Consider the following 19,161-nt stretch of genomic DNA (forward strand, 5'->3'; position numbering starts at 1 on the left):
TTTGTCCCGGTATTCTCTTCAGGTTTTATCATATGAGCCATCTTCGCAACATTCTGCTAATTCTACTTTTCTTTTACCGACAAGTCGATGCCCAGGAATATGCAACCATTTCAGGCTATGTCCGCGATTCTACAGCTTCCGAAAATTTAAACAGTGCCACCATCTACGATCAGAATTCACAACAAGGTACCCTAAGCAACACCTATGGATTTTATTCGCTAACGGTTCCAGCCGGAAAAGTCAATCTCATCGTTTCCTATGTGGGATACCAGCCAAAGCATTTGAAGTTGATCGTACGAAAAGATACGACCCTTAATTTCCGGCTTAGTAGTCGAAACCAAATACAGCAGGTTCAGGTTTCGGTAAAAAAGAAAGATGCAGTAACATCGTTGCCGGGACACCAGCACATCACCATGCAATCCATTGAGGCACTGCCCGGATTTCTTGGCGAACAGGATGTATTAAAAAGCCTTACCATACTGCCAGGTGTACAACAAGGGCACGAAGGAAGTGCCGGTATATTTGTGCGCGGCGGAAGTCCTGACCAGAATCTTATTTTGTTAGACGGAGTTCCTGTATTCAATGCATCTCATCTGTTCGGCTTTGTTTCTGTTTTCACGCCCGAGGCACTACAGAGTGTCGACTTTTATAAGGGGGGCTTCCCTGCCCGCTACGGAGGTCGCTTGTCGTCGGTAGTTGATGTACGGATGAAAGAGGGCAATAAAAATAAGCCGGAAACCAACCTGACGTTCGGCATTATTTCGTCGAAATTCACACACGAAGGTCCCATAACGAAAGGAAAATCATCGTATCTAATCTCTGCGCGAAGAACGCTGCTCGATTTACTGGTAACCAGCGCAGCCAAAATAAATAAACTGTCGTCCAGTGATGGCGCTACTGTACCAGGACTAAATTTTTATGACTTCAACCTGAAACTCAATTTCGATCTAAACAGAAAAAACAGGCTTTACGTCAGCTTTTATACCGGAGGTGACCGTCTATTTTCGAGGTTTTTCATGAATGATTCCTATACAGGCCAAGAGAACCACGAAATCACATCCAAACAAACAACTAACGTAAATCTACACTGGGGGAACAAAATAGGAGCGATTAGGTGGAACAGTCAAATTGGAGACAAATTGTTCCTCAACACCACGCTCTCTTCGGGCTTATTTCAATATACCATCCACAATAATTACAAGCAGGTACGAACAGAGGCAAATGAAAGGACAAAACAACAAACCGATATCAAGTACAATACACTTGTTAACAATAACAAACTTCAGTTTCTTTTCGACTGGTACCTAACCAATCAACATAAGATACAATTTGGCAGCAACGCTGAGGTCAACTGGTTTGTCCCCGGCAAACAGGAAATATCGAGGAATGGGGAAACTCCCTTCAAAAGAGGAAACGGATGGACCTCAAACAAGGCACTGGCCCTGTTTGCAGACGACCATTGGACGCCGGGTGAAAAACTAACGATTTACGGAGGACTGAGATACGACTTCTATTTATTGCAGGGAGAATGGTTTACCTATTTGCAGCCCCGCGTAAGCCTTTGTTTTGCCCCATCGCCAAAGTACAGTATAAACCTGTCGTACGATGAAATGGCACAGCCCATACACTTGCTCACGAATAGCAGTATCGGGCTCCCCTCCGACATATGGGTACCTGCCATCAAAAATGTACCGCCTGAATATTCCAGGCAGATTGCCATGGGAATAAAAACCGCCATAAGCAGCAACCTGAATTACTCTTTCGACTCATACTACAAAACAATGAAAGGGGTAATTAACTATAAGGCCGGATACAGCTTTATGGACATTTACAAAGACTGGGGAAACCTGGTTGAAACCGGTACCGGAAGAGCATGGGGTTTCGAGCAAACACTGAACTATGAAAACCGCCGCTTGAAATGGTGGCTGAACTATACCCTTTCGTGGAATAACCGAAGATTTGCTTCCATCAACGATGGCAAACCCTTTCCGTTCAAATTCGACCGCCGGCACGATATCAATCTTGGCCTTGTTCTTAAATTATCGAAGGAAACCGAACTATCAGCTATATGGACTTTTCAATCGGGACAGGCTGCCACCGTACCTCAGATGGATTATCAGGCTGCTGGCCCAACTGACTATACAACTACCGATTTTATCACCGGTAAAGACATTGAAGATCCAGACCGTATTCAATACATCGATAATTACAACGGAAACAGACTTCCCGCTTTTCACCACCTCGATATCGGGTTCACATTTAAAAAACAACGAGCATCGTACGAACGCGAATGGAAAATTGGGGTATACAATGTATATGCTCGTCAAAATCCGTATATGTATTATCCGTACACCAATGCCAGAGGCTACCTGAAATACAGGCAAATCAGTATTTTCCCGTTTGTTCCATCCATCAGTTACCACATCCATTTTTAATCTCATGAAAACCTGTAGTACGCATATCAAAATCACATCAATTATCGCGATCGTCATCCCCCTGTTGTTTTCATGTACCCGCGATATGGACGTACACATAAAAAACGTCGAAAAAAAAATTGTTGTACAGGGATTGTTCTCTGATGAGGAAGGCTGGGACATCGTACTGCTTACAACGAAGGATATGACCCAAAATATTGATACCTATGTGAAAAATGCCACTGTAGAAATAGCATCGGGGACCGATCCAATCATTCGCTTACATTATACAAAATTTGGCCATTATCAATCGGAACAAAAACCGGTTGCCGGGAAAGCGTACACACTAAAGATCGATACACCAGGATATGACGAAATAAGCGCTCAAAGCAGTATCCCGGTTCCGGTAAAAGCAAAAGTGGACGATTTTAAAATTAACTGGCTCACCTACATGTATCCGAATGACCTGCTGGATTACGATGTATTCCCCCTTACGGTCCGTTTTGAAAAGCCGGTACCCGATGCGAATATCATCTTCCGCGCTGAAATATTTAATCCGGAATCAGGTTATAACCGTTATCTTCTTCCGTCTTCAGCTGTAAAAGAACTGGAACAACAGGGTATTCCTTCACTTGCAGCAACCCGCCTTGAGCAGCTTGCTGACCAATGGCAAACGGATCCAGGTATATATGAAAAATGCTTTGACGGCACAGAAACATATACAGAAGAAACTAAGCACTACAATATGCTTATGGAGAAGCTACAGAAAAAGACCGTCAAGCAAAGAGAATACGCCGCATTTGAACCAACCATGTGCTTTGCCGATGACAACTGGATAAGTAATATTTCATACGACACCTATTCGGTTTTTGGTCAGGGACAGCAAGTTGAAAAAGCGAGTTTGTTTTATGCCGATCCGAATCTCAAATACGATATGCAATACAATTCCGGACCGAAACCCGGCAAAGAATACTGGCTCGAAGTAACGCAGGGCAATGCAGACTACTATGAATACTATCGCACCTATATTTTGCAAATAAGTCAACGACTCAATCCTTATTCCGGGCCTGTTGAAGTTTATTCTAACATTAAAAACGGTGTGGGTATTTTTGCCGGCTATCACCGCCAGATGATTCACATATTAACGTACTAATATTATTATCATGAAACGATTAGCAATTACATCAGTTTTCCTTTTGATTAGTCTTGTCTCCTTTTCGCAGTCAAAATTCCGGGCGGGAATATACGTCGAAGGAAGTCATTTCTTCCCTGAGGGAACATCCATCAAAAATAATGGTTTTTCAACCGGAGGAAGAGCCTATGCCTCCTATCCCATAGGGAAATTGCTCTCCGCTTCGCTCGGCGTTGGTTACAGGTACAAAAGCAACAAAACGACTCGAGTGATAGTGGATGAATCCAACTATTCTACAAATACCTATGGCTATAAAACCGTCGAGGAAACGTATCCGCAACATTACCTTGTTGTCCCGTTGAAAGTTAAATTTACACCTGCTCATAAGTTCTTTCTGGAAGGGGGAATCGAAACATCATGGTTACTCAATTATGATTATATTAACGACAAACCGGAGTTCAACTGGCTACTGGGAGCCGGCTATCATTTAAACCAACGGCTAGATGCCTCACTCAGCTATATCTATGGTTTCAAAGACCAGGGAATGGGCAACAAAAATGAATATGGCCAAACCTACAGGAATAGGATGCTAACGTTGTCACTTTCGTACTCGATTTTTGGAAATTGAAAATAACGGTAAGATGTTCATCCATCTTTCTCGTCTCACCTTTATCCAGCGTAGAGAAAAACATTTTTCTATAACGATACAACACTAACCTGGCAGGTTTCAAAAGCCTGTCAGGTTAACTTTTTAGTAGCCAAACATCAATATTTGACATTTTGCTACTTTTCCGTCGCCCTGCCGTTCAATTTATTCGCCCTGCTCAACTTATATGTTCCCTGTTCAGTTATTTGTTTCCCTGTCGAATAATATGTCAGTCCTGTTCAACTTTTGGTGGTCCTGTTCGCTTTTTATCCGTCCCTGTATCCTTTCTGGTAGTCCCTGTATCCTTTCTGGTAGTCATTGTATCCTTTCTGGTAGTCATTGTAGCTTTTTTTGCAGTCCTTGTAGCTCAGAAAGTCTTCCTGCCCAACAGGAACACCCCAAAAGGCAACCGGATAGACGAAAAACGAAACAGGAACACTGAGTGCGATAAAAGGATTGCTTTCCGGGAAACCGGAAGATAAAGAATCGGTACGGGAGATATTGAAAGAGATAAGAAAACAGGTTGAAACCGGAACGTTCCAACCTGTCTAATCTAAACCTGATGATTATAAATTATAATCACCAACTGAATACCGAAGTCTTATCAGACTTCCACTAAAACACATTCTTTTATTTCATGACCGAAAAACGGTAGATACACTCATGCTGATAGGTTTGACCCGGCTTTAATGTTGTAGTCGGGAACTGTGGTTTGTTTGGAGAATCGGGATAGTGCTGCACTTCTAGACAAAACGCACTGCGACGTTCGTAAGGTTTACCCGATTTGCCAATCTCCTGACCATTCAGGAAATTTCCAGTGTAGAACTGAATTCCAGGCTGGCCAGTCAGCACATCCATCTGGATTCCCGATACCGGAGAATAAACGGTAGCGGCCAATGCTACGTCATTGCTCTTGTTATTCAGCACCCAGTTGTGGTCGTAACCTCCAGCGTACTTCAACTGCGTATTATCGGCATTGATGCGCTCTCCAATGGGCGTCGGTTTCGTAAAATCAAACGGAGTTCCGGTAACCGATTCGATGATGCCTGTCGGAATCAACGTAGAATCAACCGGCGTAATACTGTCGGCGTTCAACATCATCACATGGTCGAGAATGGTTTTGGAACCTTCTCCCGAGAGGTTGAAATACGAGTGATTGGTCAGGTTCAATACCGTTTCCTTATCGGTGGTTGCCTTGTAATCAATCTTCAGTCCGTTTTGCGGAGTCAGTTCGTACGTTACCGTAACATCCAAATCACCCGGGTAACCTTCTTCCATATCAGGAGAATGATAGGTAAACTGAATTTTGGAATCGCTCAGTTTCTTAGCATTCCAAACTACGGCAAAATAACCTTTCGGGCCACCGTGCAGGCTGTTCTTACCATCGTTAGCAACAAGATTGTAATTTACACCGTCGAGCGTAAATTTTGCATCGCCGATACGGTTGGCATAACGACCAATCGCCGCGCCGAAATAGGTTTGCGGACGGTTGATATAGTCATTCAGGTTATCGTACCCCAGAACAACATCTGTCGGTTTGCCGTTTTTATCGGGCACACAAAGTGCAACAATACGGGCACCGTAGTTGGTCACTTTCAGTCCAATGCCATTCTGACCAACAAGGGTATACAGCTTAACCTGCTTACCATCGACCGTTTGAGCGAATTTTTCGGGATTAATTTTCTGAACGGCAGGCGTAAATACCGATGGTTTCGACTGCGGCTGACAACTCATCATCACAACCGTCAAAACCAGAGAAAGAATTGTTAAACTCGTTTTCATGGTATTATATTTTAGAAATGCGTTATACTTATTTCAACTGAACCAATACAACGGAATGCGCCGGCAGCGTAATGTTAAGCTTACCGTTTTTCGGCTTAGCTACCGCGAAGTCCTTCATGGTTACTTCCGGTTTCTTACCGAAATCGTTGTATGACTCCATAGACTGACCATCGACAATTTTTCCGGATGCTTCTTTGTAGTTCACACCAGGAATATCACACTCCAGCGACTCGGCCTTTTCCGGATCCAAGTTACAAAGAGTTATGCTCAGTACACCATCTTTTACTGATGCTGAAGAGCTGATAGCCGGGATGCTATCGCCTTTGTATGTATAAGATGCGCTTTTCAGGTTCATCGGTACCAGGCGTGCATCCTGATGTACACTGTACATTTTGTAAACGTAGTAAGTGGGCGTCAGTACCATTTGCTTGTCTTTGGTCAGGATAACTGCCTGCAGTACATTTATCATCTGCGCAATGTTAGCCATCTTCACGCGATCGGCATGCTCGTTAAAGATGTTCAGGTTCACACCTGCAACCACCGCGTCACGCATGGTATTCTGCTGGAACAGAAAGCCGGGGTTTGTTCCGGGTTCAACATTGAACCAGTTTCCCCATTCGTCGACAATTAAGCCAACCCTTTTTTGCGGATCGTAGCGATCCATAATGGCAGAGTGACGGCGAATCAGCTCGTCCATGTAAAGCGTTTTCTTCATAGAGGCGAACCAGTCATCTTCGTTGAAACCGGTCGCATCGCCTTTATTACTCCAGTTATGAGCAATCGTATAGTAATGTAGCGAAAGGCCCTGAATGAGGTTAGGGTGACGCATCGCTTTCTTCATCACCGTTTCTGTCCAGTTGTAATCATTGGAATTGGGACCGCTTGCAATTTTATATTGAGCTCCCCACATGTAAGTCGAAAACCGGTTAAACAGATCGGCATAATAATCGGGCGTCATGTTGCCACCACATCCCCACGATTCGTTTCCTACGCCCCAGTATTTCACCAGCCAGGGATCCTGGCGTCCGTTTTTCTTACGAAGGCGGGTCATAGGGCTGTCGTTGTTCGAAGTTGTATATTCAACCCACTGAGAGGCCTCCTCCACAGTTCCGGAACCAACATTTACACTTATATAAGGCTCGGCTCCTACCAGTTCACAGAAATCAAGAAATTCGTTTGTACCAAAGCTGTTATCTTCGGTTACACCGCCCCAGTTGACATTCACGATGGAAGGGCGCTTATCTTTCGGTCCGATTCCATCTTTCCAGTGGTACGTGTCGGCAAAACAACCGCCGGGCCAGCGAATAACCGAAACTTTCATCGCCTTCAGCGCATTTACCACATCGGTACGGTACCCGTCGATATTCGGAATATCCGAATTTTCACCTACATAAATTCCACCATATATACCGTGACCGAGATGCTCAGCAAACTGGCCGTAAATTTCTTTGTTGATTTTTGTTTTGGCTTCGTCAGGATATACCGTCAACCGGTTTTCCTGCGCCATCAGTTTTACTGAAAACAGAACAAGCAGGGCAACGACCCCAAATTTTAAATGCTTCATGGTTGGATGTTTAATTCGTTTTTAGTTGTAACTAATTGGATTGCGTTTGATTTTGTCTGGTTGAATCAGTTCCGATAGTATGGTCCGGCACGGGAAAACCCGCCACCGGACCTCTAATCACAAACGGTTTCTATTGCGAAAGATTAGATTTTTCCTAATTCGATATATCGTTTGTATATCTCGTTATACTGAGCTGCATTTTCAGCAATCGGGTAATAGGTCTTCTCGAAACCTTGTCCCATTGCCGACTGAGCTTCTTCCACTGAAGAATAAACCCCCGCGGCAACCGCAGCAAACATCGCAGCTCCCAGCGCCATCGCCTGCTCCGAAACCGACACTTTAATCGGCATGTTCAGCACATCGGCCATAGTTTGCATCACGAAAGGCGATTTCTTTGCCACACCGCCAATACCAACTACTTCCTTGATTTCAATTCCATGCTCAGCAAACCGGTCGGTGATGGCCCGTGAACCAAAAGCCGTCGCTTCTACCAACGCCCGGAAAATACGTGGGGCTGATGAACCCAGATTCAAACCGGCAATCGTTCCGGTAACGGTCTGGTCGGCATCCGGTGTACGGCGGCCGTTCAGCCAGTCGGTAGCCACAATGGTCGACTCTTCTACCGGAACCTTAGCAGCTTCCTCTGATAATGCCGGCAGGATTTTATCTTCGATAGCTTTCCGCTGTGCCTCATCATCGAGGAACTGCAGCGGCCAGCTCAACACATTCTTAAACCATGCGTAAATGTCGCCGAAACCTGACTGACCAGCTTCCAAACCAACCATGCCGGGAATAACCGAACCATCCACTTGACCACAAATACCCGGAATGAGCTTATCCTTCATTTCGTCGTACGGAGCCACAAGAATATCGCAAGTGGAAGTACCAATGGCGCGAACCAATGTGTTTGGCGTAATTTCCGCACCAACTGCTCCCATGTGGCAGTCAAAGGCACTCACACCAACGACAACATCGGTTGATAAGCCCAGCTTTTCTGCCCATTCGGGAGAAAGAGTACCGGCAGCCACGTCTGAAGTGTAGGTTTCTTCAAAAAGATTATCGCGTAAACCAGCCAGTTCTGGTCCGAGCGTTGTCAGGAATTTCTCATCAGGAAGGCCGTTCCATTCCGGATCCCACATGGCTTTGTGCCCGGCTGCACAACGACCGCGTTTCAAGTCTTTCAATCCGGTGGTACCGGTAATCAAAGCCGGAAGCCAGTCGCAGTACTCCACCCACGAAGTTGCTTTGGCTTTCACCGCTTCGTCTTCGCGAAGAACGTGCAGCACTTTGGCCCATACCCATTCTGAAGAATAAATACCTCCTTCATATTTCACATAATCGATGTCCCATTCTTTTGAAAGGTTGTTGATCTCATCGGCCTCTTTCACGGCCGTGTGATCTTTCCAGAGAATGAACATCGCGTTGGGATTCTCTTCGAATCCGGGCAACAGTGCCAACGGAGTTCCGTTTTCGTCTGTCAAAGCGGGTGTACTTCCGGTAGTGTCGAACGAGATACCGACCACATTTTCAGCCACACCAGCCGGACATTTGGCCAACGCTTCCTTCACCGATGCTTCCAGCACTTCGATGTAATCGAGCGGGTGTTGACGATATTGGTTCTTCGCCGGATCGCAATATTTGCCTTTCATCCAGCGGGGATAGTTTCTTACGGCAGCAGCCAACTCTTTTCCGTTGCTGGCATCCACTACCAATGCGCGGCACGAGTCACTTCCGTAATCAATCCCGATAACGTATTTTGTCATGATGTAACGATTTTCTAAAGGTTCGTCTTCCGGTTTCCGGTTAAACCGGAAATGATTTATTGGCCGTAATAAGCGTTTTTACCGTGCTTCCGCTCATAATGCTTCTTCACCAAATGCGGATTCATGGTCAGCTCCGGATTGTTCATGAAAGCAAACGTTGCCATTTTGGAAATCTCTTCCATGACAACTGCATTATGAACGGCGTTGTGCGCATCTTTTCCCCACGAAAACGGTCCGTGGTTCTTCACCAGCACACCGGGAATTTCCATCGGCTTCAGTTGGGCAAAGGTCTCCACAATAACGTTCCCGGTCTCCTTTTCATAGGCACCAAAAACTTCTTCCTCGGTCATATCGCGCGTACACGGGATGTCATTGGCAAAATAATCGGCATGGGTGGTACCGATAATCGGTAACGCCTTTCCCGACTGCGCCCAGGCAGTGGAATAGGTGGAATGGGTGTGTACTACCCCACCGATTTCCGGAAATTCGTTATAAAGCACCAGGTGTGTGGGCATATCCGACGACGGCTTCAGCTTTCCCTCCACCACATTGCCATCCGTATCCACGACGACCATATCAGAGGCTTTCATCACCGAATAATCCACACCGCTCGGCTTGATAACGAACAGCCCTTTCTCCCGGTCGATGCCACTCACGTTTCCCCATGTAAAAATCACGAGACCGTGTTTCACGAGATCCAGATTCGCCTGAAAAACCTCTTGTTTTAATTGCTCTAACATGATTCAACTTGTTTAAGGTTGAGAAAACGGTCCGGAGTGTAAAACCTCAAAACCAGAAAGCCAGAGCCTCCGGACCGCTACTTTATTTTTATCCGCTTTGCGCGAAATCAGTTGATTCCGCCTTTCAGCATGTAGTATACTTCGTTCCAGCGAAGTTCTTTCTTCAGTTCCGATACTTTGGTATCCTTGTCAATCAGGATATATTCCACATCGGCCAGCTCCGCAAAATCTTCCACAAATTCAGGCGTAAGCGCTAATGTGAAAACCGAGTGGTGGGTACCACCGGCATAAATCCAAGCCGCTGCACCATCTTCCAGATTCGGATGTGTTTTCCACAAAGCACGGGCTACCGGAAGCTTGGGCAAATCCTGGTACGGTTCGATTACGTCCAGCGTATTCACAATGACACGGAAACGGTTGCCCATATCGATGAGCGTCACGTTCATGGCATCACCTGTTTCGCTGTCGAATACCAGACGGGCCGGCGCATCTTTACCACCGATCCCCAGCGGATGCACTTCCAGCTTCGGCTTTTTGGATGCAATTGAAGGACAGATTTCCAGCATATGCGAACCGAGAACAGCCGGAGCCGCCGGATCGAGATGATAGGTATAATCTTCCATGAACGAGCTACCGCCCTTCAGTCCGGTCGACATTGTTTTAATGATGCGTAGCATGGCAGCTTGCTTCCAGTCACCTTCGGCACCGAAACCATATCCCGCAGCCATCAATCGTTGAGAAGCCAGTCCCGGTAACTGTGAAAGACCGGTCAGGTTTTCGAAGTTCGTCGTGAAAGCCCCAAAGTCACCATCTTCCATGAAGCACTTCAACGCTATTTCGTAGCGAGCCTGTACGCGAACATTCTCATAATATTCACCGCCTTTTTTGCAGTTGTCGGCTACATCGTACAGTTCGTTGTACTCTTCGACCAATGCGTCTACCTCAGCATCACTTACCGCATCGACGTATTTTACCAAATCGCCGACACCGAAAGCAGAAATCTGCCAACCAAATTTGATTTGTGCTTCTACTTTGTCGCCTTCGGTAACGGCCACTTCGCGCATGTTATCACCAAAGCGGGCTACTTTCAGTCCCTGCGAATCGGCCCAGCCAATGGCAGTACGACACCACGCTCCCACTTTTTCCTGCACTTTCTCATCCTGCCAGTGACCAACCACCACTTTCCGGTTCTTCCGCATGCGTGCGTTGATGAAACCGTACTCGCGACCACCGTGCGCACTCTGGTTCAGGTTCATGAAATCCATGTCGATTTCATCCCACGGAATGTCACGATTAAATTGTGTGTGAAGATGCATATAAGGTTTACTTAGTGCCTTCAATCCTCCAATCCACATTTTGGCAGGAGAGAAGGTATGCATCCAGGTAATGACGCCAATACAAGAAGCATCTGAACTTGCTTCTACACAAATATTCAATATCTCGTCAGGCGTTTTTACCACTGGTTTGAAAACTATCTCTACGGGAAGTTTGCCAGAGGCATTCAATCCTTTTACAATGGTTTCGGAGTCGGTATCAACTTGTTTGAGTGTCTCCGGGCCATACAAATGCTGGCTTCCGGTGACGAACCAAACAACTTTCTGATTGAGTTTTGTCATGATAATATATAAATGATTTAAAATTCTTGTTTACCAGAAATAGATGTAGAAACCAATAATGAAAGCAATCACAATCAATGAATTGATTACGTCCCATTTGTTCCAGCTAGCCCGGGTAAGAGCAACCTCCTCAGGAGATGATGAACGGAAATAAAGTCCTTTGATTTTTGCTGGATCTTTACCTTCGGTGAAGTAACTGATGATCACCATCAACAGAATAATGACAATAAACAAGGCAATCTCATAGTGCAACCAGTTTGGCGCTACAATGAATTTGAAGAAGAAGTTATTCGGATCGAATGAGCTGGCAAATATCTTCATAGCCAAACGCATCATTCCGAGGAAAAAGCCGATAACCAAGCCCCAGTAACCAGCGGCTGGAGTGGTCTTCTTGGAAACAACCCCCAACAGGAATACTGCGGCAATCCCGGGAGCTAACAATGACTGAACATCCTGCAGATACTGATATAGCACTTGACCCATGCCTTTCATTACCGGAATCCAGAGAATCCCCAGAACAACAATCACGGCGGTAGCAATTCGTCCTACTCTTACCAATTGTTTTTCCGGGGCATTCGGACGGTATTTTTTGTAGAAGTCTACCGTGAAGAGCATAGCTGAAGAGTTGAAAAGAGACGCCAGAGAACTCATCAGAGCCGCCAGAATACCTCCCACTACAACACCACGGAAACCTGCCGGCAACAATACTCTCACCAGCGTTGAAAATGCAGCATCACTACTTTTAAGTTCAATTAACCCTTTTTGAGCCAAAGCAAAAGCAATCATACCCGGAATCAGGAAAAGGAATACAGGCGTCAGTTTTAGGTATGCACCGAAAATAGAACCACGGCGAGCCTGAGTCTGATCTCTTCCCGAAAGGACACGCTGTACAATGTACTGGTCGGTATTCCAATACCAGAAACCGATAATGGCCGACCCGAGTATCACTCCTGTCCATGGAAACTCCGGGTCGTTGGCCGATCGAATCACACTAGCCATACTGTCACCTGTCGGTGTTTTTGCAGCACGGGTAATTTCCATCAGCTGATCCCAACCACCAAGCATATGCAATCCCGTAACCAGAATTACAATGGAGCCAATTAGTAAGATGGGAGTCTGCAACACCGATGTATACAGCACGGCTTTCATTCCTCCGAACGTAGTGTACAACCCGGTAATAACCACCAAGCCAATAGCACTTACCCAGAAGAAATCGATCTGTTCGCCAAAGACGGTTATGTATTGAATGTCGAAAACACTTTTGAAAACCACACCTCCGGCATAAACCGTTACGGCCACTTTTGTCAACACATAACTTACCAGTGAAATGATGGAAAGAAAGGAACGGGATTTAGCATTGTAACGCCTTTCCAGGAATTCGGGCATGGTAAACACACCGCTTCGGGCGTAAAGCGGAACAAATAACCATCCCAACATTAAGATTAGCCATCCCTGCATTTCCCACGATGCCATTGCCATACCACTTTCAGCACCGGCACCGGCCAGTCCAACCAGGTGTTCAGAGCCAATATTGGATGCAAAAATGGATGCACCAATCGCAATCCAGGTAGCATCGCGACCTGCCAAAAAGTAATCAGATGAGGTATCGTCCTTTTGCCTGATAACCCAGACAATAATCCCTATCATCAACAGGAAGAACCCGCCCAATACGATCCAGTCTAATAAAGCCATAATCTACGATTTAATTGTTTATTGGTTTATTTTTAATTTTCAAATGAAATTATAGGTCGTTTTGACTTTTATCGAGTTAAAAAAATATTCTTTATCACAACTCAAATGAATAACCGCTTGCTTCATATTCTTCGTATCGCTCTTTGTTAAAGGCATACAGATAAGCACCTTTCTTCGAATTGCTCATATCTTTTATTGGCAACCGATCCAGTAAATTCATCGAGATAATCTTACGGCGGAAATTGGCTGGCTCCAGTTTTTCCTGGTAAATGGCTTCATATAACAGCCGCAACTGGGTAATAGTAAATGTCTCAGGAAGCAGCTCAAATCCAATCGGTTGGTATTTCGCCCTCCTCTTCAGGCGCCTCAGTGCTTTGTCCACAATCTCCGAATGATCGAATACCAGGCTGGGAATCTCATTGATGGAGAACCACTGAGCACCATGCTTTTTCAACAGGTCCTCCCGATAGTCCTGAATATTGATCAACGAGTAGTAAGCCATACTGACGACACGGGCTGCCGGATCGCGATCGACTTCAGAAAATGCGCTTAACTGCTCCATATAAATGTCACGCATACCTGTAATACGCGCCAATACACGATAAGCCGCATCATCGAGTGTTTCTTTCTTTTGCAGGAATCCACCCATCAGCGACCAACTGCCTTTTTCCGGCTCAAAATCACGCTTATATAATAGAAGATTGAGATGTTCTCCGTCGAAACCAAAGATGACACAGTCGACGGCCAAATGGAACATATCTTTATCCGAATATGGCATAGTTCAGTTTTATTGGTGCAACAAATGTCATATTTACATTTATTGTTTGCAAATAAATTTTTAAATTTTTTGAAAAACATGTTAAAGAATACTTAAGTACAAAGGGATTTGTAAGGTAGGTGTTAAGAATGGCAAGGAGGATTATTTGTTCTTAATATCCATTCAGGAATAAAATTAAGAATCAATAATACATTTATTAAATACAGAAGAAATACCTGAAGAGAAAATCAATTGACAAACCTCTTTTGTATAAAAAAACCCGAAACACATGAAGCGTGTTCCGGGCAATATCATTAACAGAATAATCAGCTTAACCGACAAGACGATTCAAAACAGCTTTTCGGTTCATCACCTTCTGCGCAAGCGAATAAATGGTTTCTGTTTTTACCATCTTGTAAAAACCATCGCGCAACGGCAAATATTCGTGATGCATGGGACATGGCAATTTATCATCACAATTGGCCAAACCAAATCCACACCGGGAGAATAACTGATTGTCCCCAGTCTTTTTAATCACCTCGTAAAGTGTTGGCGAGTGCACAGAATCTAGTTCCTCGAAGTAAAAGCCCCCTCCCCGACCTTTGACCGAAGAGAGCAAACGGGCTCTCACCAGGTTCTGTAAAATCTTTCCGGTATATGGAACCGGACTCTCAATCTCCCGCGCTACTTCACGAAATCCGGGCGTTTTCCCTTCCAGATTCCTAATACAAATGTACACTAATGCCCTAATGGCATATTCTGTCGCTCTTCCCAACATACCCACAATTTTAGTGTATTAACCCTTCAATTCAACGATGGTTCAATTCAATCACCAAACCTTTTCCTCGCATCCTCCAGTATTGTTATCGTAGGAGTGATAGATCATTTTTGCCAGCTCGTTTAGTTTAGCCATAATGGCTGGCAAGTTAGTTATTTGTTTCAGCGTTGTTTAGTTCAACTTTACCCAGACGCTCCAATTTGTCTGAAGCAGCCATCCCATTGGGATTACAACCGGGTTTTCCTTCCGGAATACCGATTCCCAGTTTCTGGTAATGTGCTACCCAGGTGGAATCGAACTGCCCGGTCTTCGGATTCTTAAAAGTCATGGGATTTAGTTTGAATACCGAATCAGAAGCAAAAATCGTATACACAAACTCCGAGCAGTAATATCCCGTATCCGGAAGAATATACGTGTAATTGTAAGGCTGTCCGAGCAATTGTTCTGCCCGCTTCATCGCCTCCGGTATGAATTGACGGAACGGCGCTTTCAACCGATAGGCCACCACTTCCGATTTTTCCCCATCAGGATGTAAAAAGGAATCGAGCGGCTGGCGGAACACGCCGTGCTTCGGCTCCGAATTCAACACATAAATGCCATCCGGTCCCACTTCGGCAATTCCCATGTGACTGAAATGCGTTGCCTTTCCGGTTTGTGTTACCTTGTCGATAGCCTGCGACAAATTGGCATCGGCAGCTCCCCTGAAGAGAATATCACCGGTACGCAATTCAACCTCATTCTGCTTTGGTTTGCATCCGGCCCAGCCACTGATAAATACAAGTGTCAGTACATACATCAGAAAACGATAAGTAGTACGCATAAAATTCATGCTAATTAATAACTCGACAAATGTAATCACCCACGTGATGAAATGAAAACTGAAGAAGAACTACCCTAATTAACCGCACGATTCATCAACAATTAATACCCTGAAAACGTTATCATTATATACATCCGGGACATATAAAGTCCGATTGATATTTACCGGCCGGAGATTCGCCTTCACTTTCCCGGTTTAACCGGAAAAACAGCCTCCGGTCGTATCAACCAACCTAAAACACCGAAACTATGAGCAACTGGACGATATTAAAACCTTTTGGAAAAGACGAACTGGAAGCCATGTATGAACTGCATCATGCGGTTCAGTTCATTGCACTCGCCGGTGAACACCTGGTTGAAAAGCGGCATCACGACGATCACCGCAGCATGTTCTGGCATCACGACGGCTTCTTCTACGGTGAAAACATTAAAGTACATCACGAATACCACCATGTCGGCCTCGATGTAACCAGCTTCACCCTCATCCTCCTCGATGAATATTTGCATATCCTGAAAAAGGTACCGCTAACCGGATTAACAAAAACAGAGGTGCTGGCACGATTCAAATCCATGCTCCACCACCATCAGCTGGATGATGACGCGATTCAATTTCCGGTAGACAAAAACACACCCACTAAACTGGATGATGATTTTACGTTTGGTCAGCATTCCGGACATGCCCTTTGGCAGAATATCGCCTTACGCAACAATACCACTATCGCGTTGGAAAAGGTACTCAAACAGTTTGAGCATACCGGGGAAATCAGAACATGGCCGCAGCATTTTAATACCGAAACCATTATTCCGATGCGACGGGAATCACATGGCGAACTGCTTCGCTCCATTTCTGTCGGTTTGGCCGCGCCGGGGAACCAGGTAAAAGAACCTCATTTTTATGTGATTTTGCGAAAAGACCAACCCGATGTAACACCCGGCAGAGATTCCAATGCTCCCGGCCAGTGGTTGCTGGAAAATCAAACACACCGGATACTCTTGCTGTCGGAGGTTATTAGATCCGACGATCAACAGGAACTGGTTGACCGGTTTTTCGCTGAAAGTGTAGAGATATTTCTGCCCTGATTCGCCAACCTAATGGGAAATGCCGACAGATGCATCCAGCAATTGATCAGTGACTTCGGCAATATTATACAGTAAAATCAACTGTTGCCGGTTCGTTCCTTCATCCAGTTCGGAAAGGCGTTTGTTCAGATGCTCCAAAATCGGACTCACTCTGCAAGTAGGCTTAACCTTTAGATCGCCTCCAAGCCATTGACTGGCTTCCACCAAGGCTTCCTCAATTTTCACAGCGAATTGCTCCATTTCCGGATTGATGAATTGCTGAATATCGCGATGCGCTCCCAACGCTGAAAGATAGGACAGCAACGCGTGATTCAGATAGGTAAGCCGGAACGCCTGCTGCCTGAAGCGTTGCTGCCGTTTGGGTTCCACCTGCATATCCTGCCAGGCCATGGCCAATGCATTATCCGCCTGATGCGCCTGTCTGCGGGCAATCCGGTAATCCAGGTCATCTTCTTCCGAGAGACGGTATTCTTTCAGAATTGCTTTGAAGTAGGCGGTGTTTTTCGACAATGCCTCGGAAATCAATCCGGGTAACCGTTTGTATTGCCAGTCAGGCCAGAGTATTCTCACCGAAACGATTGCCAATGCCGCTCCCAATACTGTATCCAACATACGCGGGCCCATCATGGCAACGCCCTTTCCCGATAGGAGATTAAAAGCGCCCAGAACAAACATCGTGATAAAGATAACGGCGATATAATAGCGTTTTCGCATCCAGATAAAGAAGTAAAAAGCAGCTACTAACATTAATACCAGTTGCCCCATTTGCGTTGGAAGAATCTGAACCACCAACACGCCGGCAGCCACGCCCATAAACGTTCCCAGGATACGCTGAAACAGTCTTCTACGCGTTTCGCTGTAACTGGGCTGGCACACGAATAAACTGGTTAGTAAAATCCACTCTCCCTTTTCGATGTGCAACCACTGCATCAATCCATAACCAATAACAAAACAGGTGCTCAATCGAACAGCATGCCGTAACCGGGGATGACGCCAATGCAATTGCGCTTTCAGGCGTTCCCACAAAGTACGGGTATCCCGGGCCAGACGTGGAATATATTTTCGTTGCGAAATATCCTTCAGATTCAGTAAGGCGCGATGCGATTGCGTCAGGTTATGAAGCAATAACGAAAGTCCCTGCCTTGTGGATTCAGGACGTTGTTGAATTTGATCATTTAGCGCATTAACAATCCAGTTCAGCGAAACAGGATGCCGGTACGGGACACCAGTCAAAAGATTATCGGCGAGTCGACGGGTTGCCTGTGCCAGTTGCAACAGTAACTGACCGAAACCTTCCATCAATGCTTCGTTGTCCGGGTTGCCACTGAGCAATTCATAGCGTTCGTGACTGGAGGCCGCCCGCTCGTGCAGACTTTGCAACAACATAAACCGGCGAAGGTAAGGCACCAGTTCGGTCTGATCGTCCAACGCATCGGCATAACTGTTCAATACCTCTTTCGTGCGCTCCAGGGCATTCACCATTTCAATATTCAGCACTGCCAAACGGTGACGAATCGTCGTCTGCTTTTCCGCATCGCTCGGAAACAGGCGGGCTTTTTCTTCCAGGTATGCCGAAAGGGCTAAATAACCCCGGGCCAACTGTTCTTCCAGTAACCGCCAGGGATGACGATACAACAAGGCCAGAGAAAGCAGTCCGTAACCCAATGCACCGGCTGGCAAAAGAATGGGCTGCCAGTAGGGCGCAGGACGCAATGAATCACCCAGCATCGTATAGATGGCAATCAGTACGGCACCAAAGCTGACGCCGCGATATCGTTCGCCTAAGCCGCCAATTAAAATGAAGAGCACGGTAGACCCGGCCAGACCTATTGCAAACAACCACGGAACAGGCCGTAAGATTTCAACAGAAGCGCTGGAAACGACAAAACTAAGTACGGTAAGAATCAAAGCTTTGATCCGCCCTTTGGGATGGTCGTCTGTTTCGGCCAGTGCGCCCGCTAAAGCGCCCAATGCCAGCGTTATTCCAAAATAGGCATAGCCCGTGAGTACAAACGGAACCGAGAGCAAAGCCATAGAAATCGTAGCCTTCAGCGCCATCAACCGATCGGGATACCGCCAGAAGGTCTGACGCAAAGGTTCGTACCAAACTCTATTTTTTAGCTGTTGCCACATTTCCCTAAACAAAATAATATCAGTTGAATATATCGATTTTCAATCAATCTGCCGGCAAAAATATAAAATCAGTGACGGAACCGGATACGCCCAAATCCAACTTGATAAAATGATAACGCCCCGTTAACCTCCTCATGACACCTGAAAAACAAAATGGTTTCAAATCCTGAAAAAACATAAATGTCGGACTTATAAACCGTTTAAAATTGATTCAGTTTTTTTGGGACTCCCGTTTGGGTCGGGGC

The 19,161-nt window shown here is 45.6% G+C and carries 14 protein-coding genes; 4 read left to right on the plus strand and 10 right to left on the minus strand.

Annotated elements, in window-relative coordinates; all coding sequences use genetic code 11:
- The first annotated feature begins 32 nt into the window (after positions 1-32).
- The 3 genes from T426_RS0116910 to T426_RS0116920 are packed head-to-tail and all read left to right on the plus strand — an operon-like array spanning position 33 to position 4,174.
- Complete coding sequence (locus T426_RS0116910; protein WP_025865490.1) at positions 33-2,435, plus strand: TonB-dependent receptor; 2,403 nt, start codon at positions 33-35, stop codon at positions 2,433-2,435.
- Positions 2,436-2,439: 4 nt separating this feature from the next.
- A complete protein-coding gene (locus tag T426_RS0116915) occupies positions 2,440-3,567 on the plus strand; it encodes a DUF4249 family protein (protein ID WP_153637624.1) in 1,128 nt (375 codons plus the stop codon).
- A 10-nt stretch (positions 3,568-3,577) separates the two neighbouring features.
- A complete protein-coding gene (locus T426_RS0116920) occupies positions 3,578-4,174 on the plus strand; it encodes a porin family protein (RefSeq protein ID WP_025865488.1) in 597 nt (198 codons plus the stop codon).
- A 648-nt stretch (positions 4,175-4,822) separates the two neighbouring features.
- On the opposite strand, the gene T426_RS0116925 is transcribed toward T426_RS0116920, so the two are convergent.
- The 9 genes from T426_RS0116925 to T426_RS0116965 form a co-directional block, all read right to left on the minus strand.
- The gene (locus T426_RS0116925) at positions 4,823-5,974 is read right to left on the minus strand and encodes an aldose epimerase family protein (RefSeq protein ID WP_025865487.1); all 1,152 of its coding nucleotides are present in this window, start codon (positions 5,972-5,974) and stop codon (positions 4,823-4,825) included.
- A 28-nt stretch (positions 5,975-6,002) separates the two neighbouring features.
- Positions 6,003-7,538 carry an alpha-N-arabinofuranosidase gene (locus tag T426_RS0116930; RefSeq protein ID WP_025865486.1) on the minus strand — a complete coding sequence of 512 codons (1,536 nt, stop codon included), beginning with the start codon at positions 7,536-7,538 and terminating at the stop codon, positions 6,003-6,005.
- 143 nt (positions 7,539-7,681) lie between these two features.
- A complete protein-coding gene (locus T426_RS0116935) occupies positions 7,682-9,301 on the minus strand; it encodes a ribulokinase (RefSeq protein WP_027586010.1) in 1,620 nt (539 codons plus the stop codon).
- A gap of 56 nt (positions 9,302-9,357) precedes the next feature.
- On the minus strand, positions 9,358-10,041 hold the full coding sequence (locus T426_RS0116940) for an L-ribulose-5-phosphate 4-epimerase (RefSeq protein ID WP_025865485.1): 684 nt from the start codon (positions 10,039-10,041) through the stop codon (positions 9,358-9,360).
- A 107-nt stretch (positions 10,042-10,148) separates the two neighbouring features.
- Complete coding sequence (gene araA, locus T426_RS0116945; RefSeq protein ID WP_025865484.1) at positions 10,149-11,657, minus strand: L-arabinose isomerase; 1,509 nt, start codon at positions 11,655-11,657, stop codon at positions 10,149-10,151.
- Between the two features lie 30 nt (positions 11,658-11,687).
- Positions 11,688-13,349: a sodium:solute symporter gene (locus T426_RS0116950; RefSeq protein WP_025865483.1), complete on the minus strand. Its 1,662-nt coding sequence runs from the start codon at positions 13,347-13,349 to the stop codon at positions 11,688-11,690.
- 94 nt (positions 13,350-13,443) lie between these two features.
- Positions 13,444-14,127, minus strand: coding sequence for an NUDIX hydrolase (locus tag T426_RS0116955; protein ID WP_025865482.1), 684 nt, complete (start codon positions 14,125-14,127; stop codon positions 13,444-13,446).
- 310 nt (positions 14,128-14,437) lie between these two features.
- Positions 14,438-14,884: an RrF2 family transcriptional regulator gene (locus tag T426_RS0116960; RefSeq protein ID WP_025865481.1), complete on the minus strand. Its 447-nt coding sequence runs from the start codon at positions 14,882-14,884 to the stop codon at positions 14,438-14,440.
- A 148-nt stretch (positions 14,885-15,032) separates the two neighbouring features.
- Positions 15,033-15,704: a YiiX/YebB-like N1pC/P60 family cysteine hydrolase gene (locus T426_RS0116965; protein WP_027586011.1), complete on the minus strand. Its 672-nt coding sequence runs from the start codon at positions 15,702-15,704 to the stop codon at positions 15,033-15,035.
- 248 nt (positions 15,705-15,952) lie between these two features.
- Between T426_RS0116965 and T426_RS0116970 the strand changes: the two genes are divergently transcribed.
- On the plus strand, positions 15,953-16,783 hold the full coding sequence (locus T426_RS0116970) for a hypothetical protein (protein WP_025865479.1): 831 nt from the start codon (positions 15,953-15,955) through the stop codon (positions 16,781-16,783).
- Positions 16,784-16,792: 9 nt separating this feature from the next.
- On the opposite strand, the gene yccS is transcribed toward T426_RS0116970, so the two are convergent.
- A complete protein-coding gene (gene yccS / locus T426_RS24110) occupies positions 16,793-18,916 on the minus strand; it encodes a YccS family putative transporter (RefSeq protein ID WP_036985484.1) in 2,124 nt (707 codons plus the stop codon).
- Positions 18,917-19,161: the final 245 nt, after the last annotated feature.

It is taken from the genome of Prolixibacter bellariivorans ATCC BAA-1284, from assembly GCF_000621705.1.
Taxonomy (GTDB): Bacteria; Bacteroidota; Bacteroidia; order Bacteroidales; family Prolixibacteraceae; genus Prolixibacter; species Prolixibacter bellariivorans.